Below are 16381 nucleotides of genomic sequence, written 5' to 3'. Positions count from 1 at the left end.
GCCTGCTCCCCGTTCAGCCGAACCGCGCGAGAACCTGCTCGGGTGCCATTTCCTCGCGGGCGCCGGTCCTGCGGTTCTTGACCTCGACCTTGCCCGAGGCCAGGCCCTTGGGGCCGACGATGACCTGCCAGGGAATGCCGATCAGGTCCATGTCGGCGAACTTGCCGCCCGGACGCATGTCGCGATCGTCGTGCAGCACCGAAACGCCCTTGGCGCCGAGCGCCTCGTAGAGCTTCTGGCAGGCCCCGCCGACGGCACCGTCGTCCGGCTTCAGGTTGACGATCGCCACCTTGAAGGGCGCCACCTCGTCGGGCCAGACGATTCCGGCGTCGTCGTGGCTCGCTTCGATGATGCCGCCGACCAGGCGCGAGACTCCGATGCCGTAGGAGCCCATCTCGACCGTGATCTGCTCACCGCCCGGGCCGGCGACCACCGCGTTCATCGGCTTGGAGTACTTGGTGCCGAAATAGAAGATGTGGCCGACCTCGATGCCGCGCGCCGCCAGTCGCTCGCCCTCGGGCAGTGCCTCGAAGGCCTTGGCGTCGTGCATCTCGTCGGTCGCGGCGTAGAGCGACGTCCACTCGTTCACGATGCCCTGCAGGTCCGCCGAATAGTCGATCTTGCGGCTGAGGATGTCCTTGTCGACCAGGCCCTTGTGGCAGAACACGGCGCTCTCGCCGGTCTCGGCCAGGATGATGAACTCGTGGCTGAGGTCGCCGCCGATCGGCCCGGTGTCCGCGCGCATCGGAATCGCCTTCAGCCCCATGCGGGCGAAGGTGCGCAGGTACGCCACGAACATCCGGTTGTAGGAATGGATGGCGCCGGCCTTGTCGATGTCGAACGAGTAGTTGTCCTTCATCAGGAACTCGCGCCCGCGCATCACGCCGAAGCGCGGGCGGACCTCGTCCCGGAACTTCCACTGGATGTGATAGAGGTTCTTCGGCAGGTCGCGATAGCTCTTCACGCCCTCGCGGAAGAGCACGGTGATCATCTCCTCGTTGGTCGGCCCGTAGAGCATCTCACGGTCATGCCGGTCCTTGATGCGAAGCATCTCGGGCCCGTAGGCGTCGTAGCGGCCGCTCTCGCGCCACAGGTCGGCCGACTGGATGGTCGGCATCAGCACTTCCTGGGCGCCGGCTGCGTCCTGCTCCTCCCGTACGACCCGCTCGATGTTGCGCAGGACGCGAAGGCCGAGCGGCAGCCAGGCATAGATGCCGGCGCTGGTCTGGCGAACGAGGCCGGCGCGCAGCATCAGCCGGTGCGAAACGATCTGCGCTTCCGACGGAGTCTCCTTCATCGTCGGCAGAAAGTACTGGCTCATGCGCATGCGGAATCGATCCTCGGTCCGGGTCTCGGGGTGGCGGCGGACTGTAGGGAACGGGCCGGCCAAACGCAAACCGGCGCCGGTTCGGCTGGCTTTTCACAAGTCGATGCCCGCACACTTGTCCGCATGCCGGGCGCGACAACAGGGGGACCGCGATGCTCGAACAACTCTTCAAGCTGAAAGCCAACGAAACGAACGTCCGGACCGAACTGGTGGCCGGCCTGACGACGTTCCTGACGATGGCCTACATCATCTTCGTCAATCCCTCGATCCTGGCCGAGGCCAAGATGCCGTTCGGGGCGGTGTTCGCCGCGACCTGCGTCGCGGCGGCGGTCGGCTGCTTCCTTATGGCCTTCCTCGCCAACTACCCGATCGCGCTGGCACCGGGCATGGGGCTCAACGCCTACTTTGCCTTCGGCGTGGTCGGCGGCATGGGACACAGCTGGCAGGTCGCGCTGGGCTGCGTGTTCATTTCCGGCATCATCTTCCTGATCATCAGCGTGCTTCCGATCCGCGAATGGATCGTCAATGCAATTCCCAAGTCGCTGAAGATGGCGATCGCCGCCGGCATCGGACTGTTCCTTGCCCTCATCGCGATGAAGAATGCAGGGATCGTGGTCGGAAATCCCGCTACGCTGGTGGCGCACGGCAAGATGACGAGCTGGCCGGTGGTGATGGCCGTGCTGGGCTTCGCCATCATCGTCGCGCTGGAGTATCGCCGCGTCATGGGCGGCGTGATCATCGGCATCTTGATCGTCACCGTCATTTCCATCCTGGCGGGACAGCAGAAGTTTGCCGGGATCTTCTCGGCGCCGCCGTCCATCGCGCCGGTCTTCCTTCAGATGGATCTCGCGGGTGCCCTGCAGGTCGGCCTCGTTACGGTGGTCTTCGCCTTCCTGTTCGTCGATCTCTTCGACAACACGGGCACGCTGATCGCGCTGGCCCATCGCGGCGGCTTCATGCGGCCCGACGGCACCGTCCCGCGGCTGCGCGGCGCGCTGATCTCGGACAGCGCCGCGGCCATGATCGGCGCGGCCGTCGGCACATCCACGACGACGAGTTACATCGAGAGCGCGTCGGGCATCAATGCGGGGGGGCGCACGGGGCTGACGGCGTTCGCCGTCGGCGTGCTGTTTCTCGGCGCGCTGTTCCTGTCGCCGCTGGCCGGATCTATCCCCGCCTACGCAACCGCGCCCGCCTTGCTGTACGTCGCCTGCCTGATGGCGCGCGGTCTCACCGAGGTCGAGTGGAACGACATCACCGAAGCGGCGCCGGCGGTGATCACGGCCATCACGATGCCCTTCACCTTTTCGATCGCCGACGGCATCGCCTTCGGCTTCATCTCGTACGCCGGAATCAAGATTGCCGCAGGCCGATATCGAGATGTACATCCCGCCGTAGCAATTCTCGCTGTCCTGTTCGTGATCAAATACATGGTCATCGGATGATCAGCGAAACGGTGCGGACATTTGTTTGTCCGCGAACGACCTTCGCAAAAAGAATCTTCTGCCCGACCCCCACCAATCGAAAGAAAAGGTCTTGGCAACCGGCTGGCGGCACGCTAAACAGCCTCAGCCTTGGGCACTGTCCGGGTTTAGGGAGGAGAGCGGCTCAAGCCGCCTACGACGAGTTTCGGGGGTTAAAGGGACGGCGGATCGATGATCCGCCGTTTTCCTTTTGGCGCAGGCCGGGTGTCAGGAGCCCTCGAGTCGCCGGAAGCTGAACACGTCGGCCTGGTGGAGGCCGTAGAAGGCCAGCCACAGCACACCCGCGACGATCGTCGTTATGACCGCCTTTCGCAGCAGTTCCGGGCGCTCGGGAGCGCCTCTCTCCTCGCCCTTCCCGGGATTCGCGGCCTTGCGGACGCCCAGTGGCAGGACGCAGAACAGGATCGTCCACCAGATCACGAAGTAGACCATGACGCCTGTGGCCAAGCCCATGGCGCGGCTCCCTCAGACCTGTTCGAGTTCGATCAGGGTACCGGTGAAGTCCTTGGGATGCAGGAAGAGAACGGGCTTGTCGTGCGCGCCGATCTTGGGCTCGCCGTCGCCTAATACGCGCGCACCCTGCGATTTCAGTTTGTCGCGCGCGGCGTAGATGTCCTCGACCTCGTAGCAGACGTGATGGATGCCGCCGTCGGCATTGCGCGCGAGGAAATTGGCAATCGGCGACTTCTCGCCGAGCGGATGCAGCAGCTCGATCTTGGTGTTGGGCAGTTCCACGAACACGACCGTCACGCCGTGGGCGGGCTGCTCTTTGGGCGCACTCACCTTGGCTCCCATGACGGAGCGGTACAGTTCCGAGGCCTTGGCAAGGTCCGGAACGGCGATCGCGATGTGGTTGAGGCGTCCGATCATCGTCTTCTCCAGCGGCTGCGCGCCTTAGATGCGGACGATGTGCACGTCCGTCAACGGCTTCTTGCCGAGGTGCGCCCGCACGACGCGCCGCACGGCCTGCCGCGCCGCCTCCTCGATGCGCCCGTCGTCCGAGCGTTCAGAGGCCCTGAGACCGGCCAGCATGCCGTCAAGCGCCTCGACGATGGCCTCTTCCAACTCGCCGTCCTTGTCGTCGATGCCCCGCAGCGAGACCTTGGGCGGCGCCAGGGGCTTGCCCTTCCGGTCGACCACCAGCGTGGCTGCAGCGGCGCCGTTCCACAGGAGCTTGCGGCGCTCGCGCAGCGATTCGCCGTCGAGCGGGATCAGCCCGTCGCCATCCCGCGCCAGCCGGCCGGAAAAGACATGGTCGATGATCTCGGCCGGTCCGGGCGCCAGCCGCACCAGGGTCCCGTTGGGGGCCACGATCGTCTCCGGCACCTGGCAGGCGCGGGCGAGTTCGGCATGCTCCATCATGTGCCGGACCTCGCCATGGACCGGCAGCGCGATCTTCGGCCGGACCCACTGATAGACGCGGACCAGTTCATCCCGCGCCGGATGGCCCGACACATGAATGTCGGCCTCGCGATCGGTGATCACCTTCACGCCGCGGGCCATCAGGGCGTTCTGGAGCCGCCCGACCGAATGTTCGTTTCCCGGGATGACGCGCGACGAGAAGATCGCCGTGTCGCCCGCTTCCAGGACGAGGTCCCGGTGCTCGCCGCCGGCGAGCTTGGACATCGACGCGCGCGGCTCCCCCTGGCTGCCGGTACAGATGAACAGGACCTTGTCGCGCGGCAGGTAGCCCGCCTGCTGCTCGGAAACGCACTCGGGGAAGTCGAGCAAGTACCCGCATTCCTGGGCGGCTTCGAGCATGCGGTTCAGTGCCCGGCCCGACAGGACCGGATGACGTCCGGCCGCGACCGCCGCGAGGGCGATGCTCTCCACTCGCGCCAGGTTGGAGGCAAAGCAGGTCACAGCCACCCTGCCCTTGTGCCCCCGGACCAGCTTTTCGAGGTTCGTCCGCACGCGGGCCTCGGAGCCCGCCTCGCCCTCGACGAAGACGTTGGTGCTGTCGCACACCATCGCAAGCGCCCCCTCGTCGCCGATGCGTTTCAGCATGGCTTCGTCGGTGAGGTCGCCCAAGAGCGGCTCGGGATCGATCTTCCAGTCGCCGGTGTGGAAGACCGTGCCGAACTTGGTGCGGATCGCCAGCGCGTTCGGCTCGAGGATCGAATGCGTCATGGTGATCATCTCGAGCTCGAACGGCCTGAGATCGAACTTGCCGCCGAGCGGGATTTCCGTGACCGGCACCTGGTCGCGCAGCCCGGCGTCGATCAGCTTGCGCTTCAGCACCGAGGCCGCGAAGGGTGTCGCATAGACCGGCGCCTTGAGTCGCGGCCACAGGTCGGCGACAGCGCCGAGATGGTCCTCATGGGCGTGGGTCAGGACGATGCCCACGAGATCCTTTCGGCGCTCGACGATGAACTCGGGATCCGGCATCACCACTTCGACGCCAGCCATTGTGCCGTCGGCGAAGCCGATGCCGAGATCGACCATCAGCCATTTGCCGGCCGTGCCGTAGAGATTGAGGTTCATGCCGATCTCGCCGGCCCCGCCCAGGGCGAGGAACAGCAGCTCGTCGTTCGACGGGACGGTCATCCGCGGTTGCGCCGCCAGATCTCCAGCAGGCCGAGCGACATCAGGTCCGGCTCGATGAAGTCGAACAGCCCGATCTCGTCCTTGAACACGCTGGCCAGACCGCCGGTGGCGATCACCTTCATCGGCTCGCCATACTCGTCGCGGATCCGCCGGATCAGGCTCTCAATCAGGCCGACATAGCCCCAGAAGATACCCGACTGCATGTTCGCCACGGTGTTCTTGCCGATCACGTGGGCCGGCTTCTCGACCCGGATGCGCGGCAGCCGCGCCGTCATGAGGTAGAAGGCCTCGATGGTCAGCTCGACGCCCGGGGCGAATACGCCGCCGATGAAGTTGCCGTCCTTGTCGGCGAGGTCGAAGGTCGTGGCGCTGCCGAAATCGATGGTGATCAGCGGCCCACCGTACTTGGTGTGACCGGCGATCACGCCGACCAGCCGGTCCGCGCCCGCCTCTGCCGGCCGGTCGATCAGCACCTTGATGCCGAGGTCGCAGTCGGGCTCGCCGACGATCAGGAGCTTGTTGTGGAAGTAGTTCTCGCAAAGGCGGCGCAGGTGGGGGTTCACCGCCGGCACGACGCTGGCCAGGATCGCGCCCTTGATCGACTTGGGGTCGAAGCCCTGCAGGTTCATGAGCTGCGTGACCCAGGCCGCATACTCGTCGGCCGTGCGCTTGGACTCGGTGCGCAGCCGCCACGCGGCGACGATGCGATCCTTGTCGAACACGACGAACTTCGAGTTGGTGTTGCCGACGTCGATGGCAAGCAGCATCCCGTTCTCTCCTCAGGCCGCCCGGCCCAGCAATTCACCCGACACGATCCGGCGCGGGCCGGCCTCGGTATCCAGCAGCAGCGCGCCCTCGCGGTCCAGGCCCGCGAACCGGCCACGCACCAGCCCTTCGCCCAGCCGGACGTCGACCTCCGCGCCCAGCGGCCCCGCCTTCGCCAGCCATTCGCCCCGCACGGCCTCGAAGCCGTCGCGGCGCCATTGCGCCATCCGTGCCGCCAATGCCCGCGTCAGCCCTTCCAGGGCCGCCTCGACGGTACCGCCCAGCGCCGCACCGGGATAGCGCATCTCGGGAAGCTGCGGCGCGAAGCTCACGTTCACGCCTATTCCCGCCACCACATGCTCGGCCAGCCCGTCCTGGCCGATGGCGCTCTCCAGGAGGATGCCGGCGACCTTGCCGCCGTCCACCAGCACGTCGTTGGGCCATTTCAGGCGCACCGTCCGACCCGCCGGCACGAGGTCGCCGACCGCCAGCGCTGCCACGAAGCCCAGTTCGACGGCGCGCGGCGCGGCACAGGCCGGCCGCAGGATCGTCGTGCTGTAGAGATTGCCCACCGGCGAGGCCCAGTTGCGTCCCCGCCGGCCGCGTCCGCCCGTCTGCTCGCGCGCCCACACGACCGTGCCTTCGGGCGCGCCGTCGTCGGCGAGCCTGGTCGCCTCGTCGTTGGTGCTGCCGACGCTTTCGAGAGCGACCAGCCTCCACCCGTCCGGTAGGACGGGCACCGAGTTCACTGGAAAAGGCCCTTGGCGGCCGCTTCGGCGATCAGGCTGAGGGGCTGGGGAACCAGCGAGAAGATCGCGATCAGGAAGGCCGCCACCAGGGCGACCACGCGGTTGACCCCGAAGGACGGCCGATCGATCGCTTCGGCCGGCTCGTCGAAGTACATCACCTTCACGATGCGCAGGTAGTAGTAGGAGGCGACCACCGAGGCGAGCACGCCCAGCCCCGCCGGCACGAACAGCTTGGCCTCGACCGCGGCCATGAAGATGTAGAGCTTGCCCCAGAAGCCCGCGAGCGGCGGGATGCCGGCCAGCGAGAACATGAAGATCAGCATGCCGAACGCCATCATCGGCTGGCTGCGCGCCAGGCCGGCCAGGTCGGAGACCTCCTCCACCATGATGTTGCGGCGCTTCATCATCAGGATGGTCGCGAACACGCCCAGCGTCATCACCATGTAGATGGCGAGGTAGAAGACCACCGCCTGGATGCCCTTCTCCGTGCCACTGGCGACGCCCAGCAGAACGTAGCCGACGTTGCCGATCGACGAATAGGCCATCAGTCGCTTGATGTTCTGCTGACGGAGCGCCGCGAAGGCGCCGAGCGCCATCGAGAAGACCGAGGCCACGACGATGATCTGCTGCCACTGCGCGAACAGCGGCTTGAACGGCCCCATCAGGACCGAGACAAGCAGCGACATGGCGGCGATCTTCGGGGCGACGGCGAACAGCGCCGTGACCGGCGTCGGGGCCCCCTCGTAGACGTCCGGCGTCCACATGTGAAACGGCACGGCGGAAACCTTGAAGGCGAGGCCCGCGACCACGAACACGAGGCCGATGATCACCCCGATCTCTGCAGAGCGGCCGTCGGCCAGCGCCCCGGAGATCTGCACAAAGGCCGTGCCGCCGCAGAAGCCGTAGATCAGCGACGAGCCGAACAGCAGCATGCCCGAGGCGACCGAGCCCAGAACGAAATACTTCACGCCCGCCTCGGTCGAGCGGACGCTGTCGCGCTGGAAGGCCGCGATGACGTAGAGCGCCAGCGACTGCAGTTCGAGGCCGACATACAGGGCCATGAGGTCGTTGGCCGAGATCATCAGCATCATGCCGAGCGTGGCGAGGGCCACGACCAGCGGATACTCGAAGCGCCAGGCCTTGGCCTGTTCGAAATAGGCGCGCGACATCAGGATGGCCACGGCGGAGCCCACCAGCACCAGTGCCTTCATGGTGGCGGTCAGCCGGTCGGCGATGAACAGCGAGGCGAAGGCCGTGCCCTCGCGATACGGCAGGAACAGCAGGGCGGCCGTCACCAGCAGAGCGACCGCGGTCGCGACCGACACGAAGGCCGTGGCGATCTCGCCGCGCACCACGCCGTAGATCAGCAGCAGCGCGGTGGCCGCCGCGAGGAAGAGTTCCGGCCGGGCCAGGGCCCAGTTTTCGAGACCGACAATCATGTTCATCACTCCCGGCCGCTCACGGCGCCAGCGCCGCGGTACGGGCGAGCTTCAAGGCCGCCTGATAGTCGCCGACCAGCTTGTCCACGGCCGGCGCCATCGGATCGAGGAAGGAATTGGGATACACGCCCATCCAGATCGTGAGCAGGATCAGCGGCAGGAAGATCGCGATCTCGCGCTTGTTCATGTCGAGGATGCCCTTGAGCGAATCCTTCGTCAGTTCGCCGAACACGATCTTGCGGTAGAGCCAGAGTGCGTAGGCCGCGCCCAGGATCAGGCTGGTCGAGGCGAGGAAGGCCACCCAGGTATTGACCTTGAAGGCGCCGAGCAGCACGAGGAACTCGCCGACGAAGCCGGACAGACCCGGCAGGCCGACGCTGGCCAGGGTGAAGAACAGGAAGGTGAAGGCGTAACGCGGCATGCGGTGCACGAGGCCGCCATAGGCGGCGATCTCGCGGGTGTGCATGCGGTCGTAGACCACGCCGACGCAGAGGAAGAGCGCGGCCGAGACGATGCCGTGGCTCAGCATCTGGAAGATCGAGCCCTGCACGCCCTGCATGTTCATGACGAAGGCGCCGATCGTCACGAAGCCCATGTGGGCGACCGACGAATAGGCGATCAGCTTCTTCATGTCCTCCTGCACCAGCGCGACCAGCGAGGTGTAGATCACGGCCACGATAGACAGGCCGAACACCAGCGGCGCGAAGTACTGAGTCGCCTCAGGGAACAGCGGGATCGAGAAGCGCAGGAAGCCGTAGCCGCCCATCTTCAGCAGCACGCCGGCCAGAATGACCGAGCCCGCCGTCGGCGCCTCGACGTGCGCGTCCGGCAGCCAGGTGTGAACGGGCCACATCGGCACCTTGACCGCGAACGAGGCGAAGAATGCCAGCCACAGCCAGCACTGCCAGGTGAACGGCAGATTGAGCTTCTCCATCGCCGTCGGCAGGTCCGTCGTGCCGACCTGCCAATAGACGGCGATGATCGCGAGCAGCATCAGCACCGAGCCGAGCAGCGTGTAGAGGAAGAACTTGAAGGCCGCGTAGACGCGCCGCTTGCCGCCCCACACGCCGATGATCAGGAACATCGGGATCAGGACGCCTTCGAAGAACACGTAGAAGAGTGCCAGGTCGAGCGCGCAGAACATGCCGACCATGAAGGTCTCGAGCACGAGGAACGCGATCATGTATTCCTTGACGCGGACCTTGATCGATTCCCAGCTTGCCAGGATGCAGATCGGCGTCAGCAGCGTCGACAGAAGGACGAAGAACAGCGAGATGCCGTCGATACCGGCGTGGTAGCCGATATTGAGTGCCGGGACCCAGGCGACCTTCTCCTCGAATTGGAAGCCCGCCTTGGTCGGGTCGAAGCGCACCCAGAGCAGCAGCGAGATCAGGAAGGTCACCGTCGTCGTGACGATCGCAACGCTGCGGCAGTTGCGGTCGACGGCCTCCTTGGGGCCGTTGACGATCAGGCAGAACAGCGCCCCCACCAGCGGCAGGAACGTGATCAGGGAAAGGATAGGCCAGCTCGACATCGGGGCCTTACCTCGCCGACAGCATGAAGTATGTGACCAGGCCGGCAACGCCGACCAGCATCACGAACGCGTAGTGATAGAGATAACCGCTCTGGAAGCGCATCAGCATGCCCGCCATGTCCTGCGCCCGCGCCGCGACATTGTCCGGTCCGAGCCCGTCGATCGTGGCGGCATCGCCCTTCTTCCAGAAGAACCGGCCCAGCGCCAGCGAAGGCTTCACGAACACCGCGTCGTACAGCTCGTCGAAGTACCACTTGTTGTAGAACAGCGCGTGCAGGCGCGGGAACGCCTTGATGGTGCGGTCAGGCAGGTCGGTACGAACCACATAGTAGTAGTAGCTGAGCGCGATGCCCGAGAGCGCCAGGACCAGCGGCAGCAACTTCACCCAGAGCGGCACCTCGTGCGCGTGGTGCAGCACCTCTTCCGTCGCCTTCACGGCGAGCGAATTGCCCCAGAACGCCTTCCAATCGTGCCCGACGAACCAGTCGTAGCCGACGAGACCCGAGAAGGCCGCGCCGATGCCCAGCACGTAGAGCGGGATCATCATGACGATCGGCGATTCGTGCGCGTGATCCCAGGTGTGATGATCGCCGCGATACTTGCCGTAGAAGGTCATGAACATCAGGCGCGTCGAGTAGAAGGCGGTCATGAAGGCCGCGATCACGCCCAGCCAGAAGGCGATCATGCCCACCGTGGTGTGCACGCCAAACGCCGCCTCCAGCATGATGTCCTTGGAATAGAAGCCGGCGAATCCCAGGCCGTTGCCGAGGATGAACGGGATGCCGATGCCCGAAAGCGCCAGCGTGCCGACCCACATCAGGATGAAGGTCTGCGGCGCCTTCTCGCGCACGCCGCCCATCAGCCGCATGTCCTGCTCATGGTGGAGACAGTGGATGACCGAGCCCGAACCAAGGAACAGCAGCGCCTTGAAGAAGGCGTGGGTCGTGAGGTGGAACATGGCGGCCGAGTAGCCGCCCACGCCGCAGGCGAAGAACATGTAGCCGAGCTGGCTGCAGGTCGAGTAGGCGACGACCCGCTTGATGTCGAACTGCGTCAGGCCGACGGTGGCGGCGAAGAAGGCCGTCGCGGCGCCGACCAGGGTCACGACCATCGAGGCGGTCGGGGCCAGTTCGAACAGTGGCGACAGGCGGCACACCATGAAGACGCCGGCGGTCACCATGGTGGCGGCATGGATCAGCGCCGACACGGGCGTCGGACCTTCCATGGCGTCCGGGAGCCACGTGTGCAGCCCGAGCTGGGCCGACTTGCCCATGGCGCCGACGAACAGCAGCAGGCAGGCGGTCTCGAGCGCCGGCAGGTCCATGCCGAGGAACTGGATGCGCATCTGCGCCATCTGCGGCGCCTTGCCGAAGATCTCCTCGAAGCCGACCGAGCCCGACAGCATCCAGACGGCGAAGATGCCGAGCGCGAAGCCGAAGTCGCCGACGCGGTTCACGATGAAGGCCTTCATCGCCGCGGCGTTGGCCGAGGGCTTGTCGTACCAGAAGCCGATCAGCAGATAGGACGCGAGGCCCACCCCTTCCCAGCCGAAGAACAACTGCACGAGGTTGTCGGCCGTCACCAGCATCAGCATGAAGAAGGTGAACAGGCTGAGATACGCCATGAAGCGCGGGATGCTGGGGTCCTCTTCCATGTAGCCGATGGAATAGATGTGGACCATCGACGACACGCCCGTGACGACGATCAGCATGACGGCCGTCAGCGTGTCGACGCGCAACGCCCAGGAGATGTCGAGCGTCCCGGAGTCGATCCAGGAGAACAGCTTCACGACGAACAGCTTTTCGGTGCCGAACCCGATCTTCACGAAGACGAAGACCGAGAGGGCTGCCGCGATCAGCAGGGCCGCGCAGGTCACGACCTGCGCCGGGCGGGCGCCGATGACGCGACAGAAGAGGCCCGCGATCGCCGCCGCGACCAGCGGCAGGAAGACGATGAGCTTGATGGCGAGATCCATGATGAGTGCGCCCTAGCCCTTCATCGCGTTGATGTCCTCGACCGCGATGGTCCCGCGGTTTCGGAAGTAGACCACCAGGATCGCCAGCCCGATCGCCGCCTCGGCGGCGGCCACGGTGAGGACCAGCATGGCGAAGACCTGGCCGACGACGTTGCCCTGGAAGACCGAGAAGGCCACCAGGTTGATGTTCACCGCCAGCAGCATCAACTCGACGCACATCAGGATGACGATGACGTTCTTGCGATTCAGGAAGATACCGAGGATGCCCATCGTGAAGAGCACCGCGGCAACGGTCAGGTAGTGGCCCAGTCCGATGGTCATCACACCCCTCCCCGCGTCGGGACCTTGACCACCGAGATGGCCTGCTCCTTCGTGCGGTTGATCTGCTCTCCGGCACGCTGGCGGCGGACGCCCGGCCGGCTGCGCAGGGTGAGCACGATGGCGCCGATCATGGCGACCAGCAGCACCAGCCCCGCCACCTGGAAGAGGTAGAAGTACTGCGTGTAGAGCACGCGGCCGATGGCGCGGGTATTGTCGATCGCGGCCACATGCGGACCATGCGCGTTCAGCGCCGCGACCGTAGTCGATCCGCTGCCGATGATGCCCACGCCCAGCAGGAGCTCGGCGAACAGGACCGCACCGATCAGAGCGCCTACCGGGAAGTATTCCAGGAAGCCCTCGCGCAGCTCCGTGAGGTTGATGTCGAGCATCATGACCACGAAGAGGAAGAGCACCGCCACGGCGCCGACATAAACGATGACCAGAATCATCGCGATGAACTCGGCGCCGATCAGCAGGAACAGGGCCGCCGCGTTGAAGAACGCGAGGATCAGGAACAGCACCGAATAGACGGGATTGCGCGACGTCACGACCATGGCGGCGGAGGCCACCGTGATCGCGGCAAAGACGTAGAAGGCCAGAGCCTGGAGTATCATGATCTCTCTCCCCCGGCCCGGCTCAGCGATACGCCGCGTCGGAATGGAGATTGGCCGCGATCAGGCTCTCCCAGCGGTCGCCGTTCGCGAGCAGCTTGTCCTTGTTGTACATGAGTTCCTCGCGCGTCTCGGTCGAGAACTCGAAGTTCGGACCCTCGACGATGGCATCGACCGGGCAGGCCTCCTGGCAGAAGCCGCAATAGATGCACTTCGTCATGTCGATGTCGTAGCGCGTGGTGCGGCGGCTGCCGTCGTCGCGCGGCTCGGCCTCGATGGTGATCGCCTGCGCCGGGCAAATGGCCTCGCACAGCTTGCACGCGATGCACCGTTCCTCGCCGTTTGGATAGCGGCGAAGCGCGTGCTCTCCGCGGAAGCGCGGGCTGAGTGGCCCCTTCTCGTAGGGATAGTTCACCGTCACCTTGGGCTTGAACATGTACTTCAAGGTGAGGACGAAGCCTGCCACCAGCTCGGACAGGAGAAAGGCGCGCGCGGTACGGTCGAGGGAAGCCATCTGGCGATTGCTCCTAAGGCTTCGGCAGCCAGCCGCCGAACTGCAGGACGGCGGCGGTGAGGACGACCCAGGCGAGCGAAACGGGCAGGAACACCTTCCAGCCCAGCCGCATCAGCTGGTCGTAGCGGTAACGGGGCAGCGTCCCCTTGGTCCAGCTGAAGATGAACAGCAGGAAGGCGATCTTGAGGGCGAACCAGATGACGCCGGGCACCAGCGTGAACGGCGCATAGGGAATCGGCGAATGCCACCCGCCCAGGAACAGGACCGCGCCCAGAGCCGAAAGCAGGATCATGTTGGCGTATTCGCCGAGGAAGAACAGGCCGAAGGTCATGGCCGAGTATTCGGTGTGGAAACCGGCCACAAGCTCGGCTTCCGACATTGGCAGGTCGAACGGCGTGCGGTTCGTCTCGGCCAGCGCCGAGATGAAGAAGATCACGAACATCGGCAGCAGCGGCAGCCAGAACCAGTTCCAGAACCAGCCCGACTGGGCCAGAACGACCTTGGAGAGGTTCAGCGAGCCGACGCACAGAAGGACAGTGACCAGCACGAAGCCGATGGAGACCTCGTAGGAGACCATCTGCGCCGCCGAGCGCAGGGCGCCGAGGAACGCGTACTTCGAATTGGACGCCCAGCCGGCGATGATGATGCCGTAGACGCCGAGCGAGGAGATCGCGAACAGGTAGAGGATGCCCACATTGATGTCGGCGATGACCCAGCCGTTGTCGAAGGGCACGACCGCCCAGGCGACCAGCGCGGTCATGAAGGCGATCATCGGTGCGATCACGAACAGGATGCCGTTGGCGCTCGACGGGATGATCGTCTCCTTGAGCACCAGCTTGAGGCCGTCGGCCATCGGCTGCAGCAGGCCGAAGGGGCCGACAACGTTGGGGCCACGCCTGAGCTGGATCGACGCCCAGATCTTGCGGTCCGCATAGGTCATGTAGGCGACCGCCAGCAGCAGCGGCACGGTCACGGCCAGGCACTGCAGCAGGATCAGGATCGCAATGCCGAGCCAGTTGGTCGTGAAGAAGGTGTGGATATCGGCGAACATGCCCCTACTCCGCCGCCATGAGGTGCGACCGCGAGGCCATGCAATCCGCCATGATCTTCGAGGCGCGGCTGATCGGGCAGGTCATGTAGAAGTTCGCGACCGCCGACTTGAACGGCACGTCGGTGGTCGCGCCGGCCTTGCCGAACGGGCCCCAGGCGGCGGGCGCCTGCTGGTCGATGGCGGCGAAGACCTTGTTGACGGCCACGAGGCGCGACCGGACCTGGTGCAGCGTGTCGTAAGGCAGGGTCTTGCCAAGCCGCTCCGACAGCGCGCGCAGGATCGCCCAGTCCTCCCGGGCGTCGCCCGGCGGATAGCCGGCCCGGCGGCCGACCTGAACGCGGCCTTCGGTATTCACGTATATGCCGGGCTTCTCGGTATAGGCCGCGCCCGGCAGGATCACGTCGGCGCGATGGGCACCGGCATCGCCATGATGGCCCTGGTAGATCACGAAGGCCTTGCCGAGCTTGGTCGTGTCGATCTCGTCGGCCGCGAGCAGGAAGACCGCCTCGATTTCCTTCTTCTGGCAACCTTCCAGGATGCCGGCGACGTCACGGCCGCCCTCGCCCGGCACAAGGCCAAGGTCGAGGCCGCCGACGCGGGCCGCCGCGGTGTGCAGCACCGCAAAGCCGTTCCAGTCCTCTCGCACCGCGTTCAGCTTTTCGGCCAGCTCGCGCGCCATGGCCAGAACCGCAGCGCCATCCTCACGGGACAGCGCGCCCATGCCGACGATGATCAGCGGGTGCTTTGCGCCCTGCAGTTTCTGGGCAAAATCGAGCTTTCCGTCGACCAGGTCACGCAGGGTCGCGGGGCCGGCGCCGAGACGCACGACCGGATAGGTCAGGTCTTCCGCAGGACCGATGCTCGCGATGGCGACGTTGCCGTGGACGTAGCGCTTGCGGATACGCGCGTTCAGCACCGGCGACTCGGCACGCGGGTTGGTGCCGACCAGCAGGATCGCGTCCGCCTGGTCGATGCCACGGACGCCCGGATTGAAGATATAGCTGCCGCGCGGACCGTCGAGCTTCGCGCCGTCCTGGCGGCAGTCGATGTTCGGCGAACCGAGCGCGGTCAACAGGTCCTTGAGGGCGATCATCGATTCGGCGTCGCACTGGTCGCCGGCGATGGCGGCGATCTTCGAGCCCTCCATCCCGTTCAGTTTGGCCGCGATGGCGCCGAACGCCTCATCCCAGGTCGCCTCGACAAGCTTGTTGCCCTTGCGGACATAGGGGCGGTCGAGCCGCTGATGACGCAAGCCGTCGATCGCGTGGCGCGTCTTGTCGGAGATCCACTCCTCGTTCACGTCGTCGTTCAGCCGCGGAAGGACGCGCATGACCTGCGCGCCACGGGTATCGATGCGGATGTTGGAGCCGAGTGCGTCCAGCACGTCGACCGACTCGGTCTTGGTCAGTTCCCAGGACCGCGCCTCGAAGGCATAGGGCTTCGACGTGAGCGCGCCGACCGGGCAGAGATCGACCAGGTTGCCGGACAGCTCGGTCGCGAGGGCCTGCTCGACATAGGTCGTGACTTCCATGCTCTCGCCGCGGCCCGTCGCGCCCAGCTGCTCGACGCCCGCGACCTCGGTCGCGAAGCGGATGCAGCGCGTGCAATGGATGCAGCGGTTCATCGAGGTCTTGACCAGCGGACCCAGCTCCTTGTCGGGCACCGCACGCTTGTTCTCGTGATAGCGGCTGCGGTCGAAACCGTAGGCCATCGCCTGGTCCTGCAGGTCGCACTCGCCACCCTGGTCGCAGATCGGGCAGTCGAGCGGATGGTTGATCAGCAGGAATTCCATCACGCCCTTGCGTGCCTTCTGCACGGTCGGCGTCTGGGTGAAGATCTCCTGCTTGTCGGCCACGGGAAGCGCACAGCTCGCCTGCGGCTTCGGCGGGCCCGGCTTCACCTCGACCAGGCACATGCGGCAGTTGCCGGCGATGGACAGGCGGTCGTGATAGCAGAAGCGCGGAATCTCGAGGCCGGCGAGCTCGCAGGCCTGCAGCACGGTGATGCCGGCCGGCACCTCCAGTTCGACGCCGTCGATCTTGACCTTGGGCATTGACTGCTCCC

The 16381-nt window shown here is 65.7% G+C and carries 15 protein-coding genes; 1 reads left to right on the top strand and 14 read right to left on the bottom strand.

The annotated features are described in order from the left end of the window. Positions 1–13 precede the first annotated feature (13 nt). Positions 14–1327: a proline--tRNA ligase gene (gene proS / locus LJ725_RS00775; RefSeq protein WP_230548711.1), complete on the bottom strand. Its 1314-nt coding sequence runs from the start codon at positions 1325–1327 to the stop codon at positions 14–16. Between the two features lie 152 nt (positions 1328–1479). On the opposite strand from proS, the gene LJ725_RS00770 reads away from it, so the two are divergent. Then, the gene (locus LJ725_RS00770; RefSeq protein WP_230548710.1) at positions 1480–2772 is read left to right on the top strand and encodes an NCS2 family permease; all 1293 of its coding nucleotides are present in this window, start codon (positions 1480–1482) and stop codon (positions 2770–2772) included. A 246-nt stretch (positions 2773–3018) separates the two neighbouring features. Here LJ725_RS00770 and LJ725_RS00765 read toward each other — a convergent pair whose 3' ends face one another. From LJ725_RS00765 to nuoG, 13 genes are read right to left on the bottom strand one after another with little or no spacing between them, the layout of a single operon-like run. After that, positions 3019–3264 carry a DUF1467 family protein gene (locus tag LJ725_RS00765; RefSeq protein ID WP_230548709.1) on the bottom strand — a complete coding sequence of 82 codons (246 nt, stop codon included), beginning with the start codon at positions 3262–3264 and terminating at the stop codon, positions 3019–3021. A gap of 12 nt (positions 3265–3276) precedes the next feature. After that, positions 3277–3681 carry a methylmalonyl-CoA epimerase gene (gene mce / locus LJ725_RS00760; RefSeq protein WP_230548708.1) on the bottom strand — a complete coding sequence of 135 codons (405 nt, stop codon included), beginning with the start codon at positions 3679–3681 and terminating at the stop codon, positions 3277–3279. A 24-nt stretch (positions 3682–3705) separates the two neighbouring features. Further along, positions 3706–5358: a ribonuclease J gene (locus LJ725_RS00755; RefSeq protein WP_230548707.1), complete on the bottom strand. Its 1653-nt coding sequence runs from the start codon at positions 5356–5358 to the stop codon at positions 3706–3708. Beyond that, positions 5355–6125, bottom strand: coding sequence for a type III pantothenate kinase (locus LJ725_RS00750; RefSeq protein WP_230548706.1), 771 nt, complete (start codon positions 6123–6125; stop codon positions 5355–5357). The genes LJ725_RS00755 and LJ725_RS00750 overlap by 4 nt, the downstream gene beginning before the upstream one ends. Positions 6126–6137: 12 nt before the next feature. Further along, the gene (locus LJ725_RS00745; protein ID WP_230548705.1) at positions 6138–6863 is read right to left on the bottom strand and encodes a biotin--[acetyl-CoA-carboxylase] ligase; all 726 of its coding nucleotides are present in this window, start codon (positions 6861–6863) and stop codon (positions 6138–6140) included. A 5-nt stretch (positions 6864–6868) separates the two neighbouring features. Continuing rightward, positions 6869–8311, bottom strand: coding sequence for an NADH-quinone oxidoreductase subunit NuoN (nuoN, locus tag LJ725_RS00740; RefSeq protein ID WP_230548704.1), 1443 nt, complete (start codon positions 8309–8311; stop codon positions 6869–6871). Between the two features lie 19 nt (positions 8312–8330). After that, positions 8331–9845 (bottom strand): NADH-quinone oxidoreductase subunit M, encoded by a 1515-nt coding sequence (locus LJ725_RS00735; protein ID WP_230548703.1) that lies wholly within the window; start codon positions 9843–9845, stop codon positions 8331–8333. 7 nt (positions 9846–9852) lie between these two features. Further along, the gene (gene nuoL, locus LJ725_RS00730) at positions 9853–11820 is read right to left on the bottom strand and encodes an NADH-quinone oxidoreductase subunit L (protein ID WP_230548702.1); all 1968 of its coding nucleotides are present in this window, start codon (positions 11818–11820) and stop codon (positions 9853–9855) included. Between the two features lie 12 nt (positions 11821–11832). Continuing rightward, the gene (gene nuoK / locus LJ725_RS00725) at positions 11833–12141 is read right to left on the bottom strand and encodes an NADH-quinone oxidoreductase subunit NuoK (protein ID WP_230548701.1); all 309 of its coding nucleotides are present in this window, start codon (positions 12139–12141) and stop codon (positions 11833–11835) included. Beyond that, positions 12141–12755 carry an NADH-quinone oxidoreductase subunit J gene (locus tag LJ725_RS00720; protein ID WP_230548700.1) on the bottom strand — a complete coding sequence of 205 codons (615 nt, stop codon included), beginning with the start codon at positions 12753–12755 and terminating at the stop codon, positions 12141–12143. Before LJ725_RS00720 ends, nuoK begins: the two co-directional genes overlap by 1 nt. A 22-nt stretch (positions 12756–12777) precedes the next feature. Further along, the gene (gene nuoI / locus LJ725_RS00715) at positions 12778–13266 is read right to left on the bottom strand and encodes an NADH-quinone oxidoreductase subunit NuoI (protein WP_230548699.1); all 489 of its coding nucleotides are present in this window, start codon (positions 13264–13266) and stop codon (positions 12778–12780) included. A 13-nt stretch (positions 13267–13279) separates the two neighbouring features. Beyond that, a complete protein-coding gene (gene nuoH / locus LJ725_RS00710; RefSeq protein WP_230549679.1) occupies positions 13280–14305 on the bottom strand; it encodes an NADH-quinone oxidoreductase subunit NuoH in 1026 nt (341 codons plus the stop codon). A 16-nt stretch (positions 14306–14321) separates the two neighbouring features. Continuing rightward, on the bottom strand, positions 14322–16370 hold the full coding sequence (nuoG, locus tag LJ725_RS00705) for an NADH-quinone oxidoreductase subunit NuoG (protein ID WP_230548698.1): 2049 nt from the start codon (positions 16368–16370) through the stop codon (positions 14322–14324). Positions 16371–16381: the final 11 nt, after the last annotated feature.

The sequence above is a fragment of the Reyranella aquatilis genome, from assembly GCF_020880995.1.
Taxonomy (GTDB): domain Bacteria; phylum Pseudomonadota; class Alphaproteobacteria; order Reyranellales; family Reyranellaceae; genus Reyranella; species Reyranella aquatilis.
This window is presented reverse-complemented; position numbering and strand designations above follow the sequence as displayed.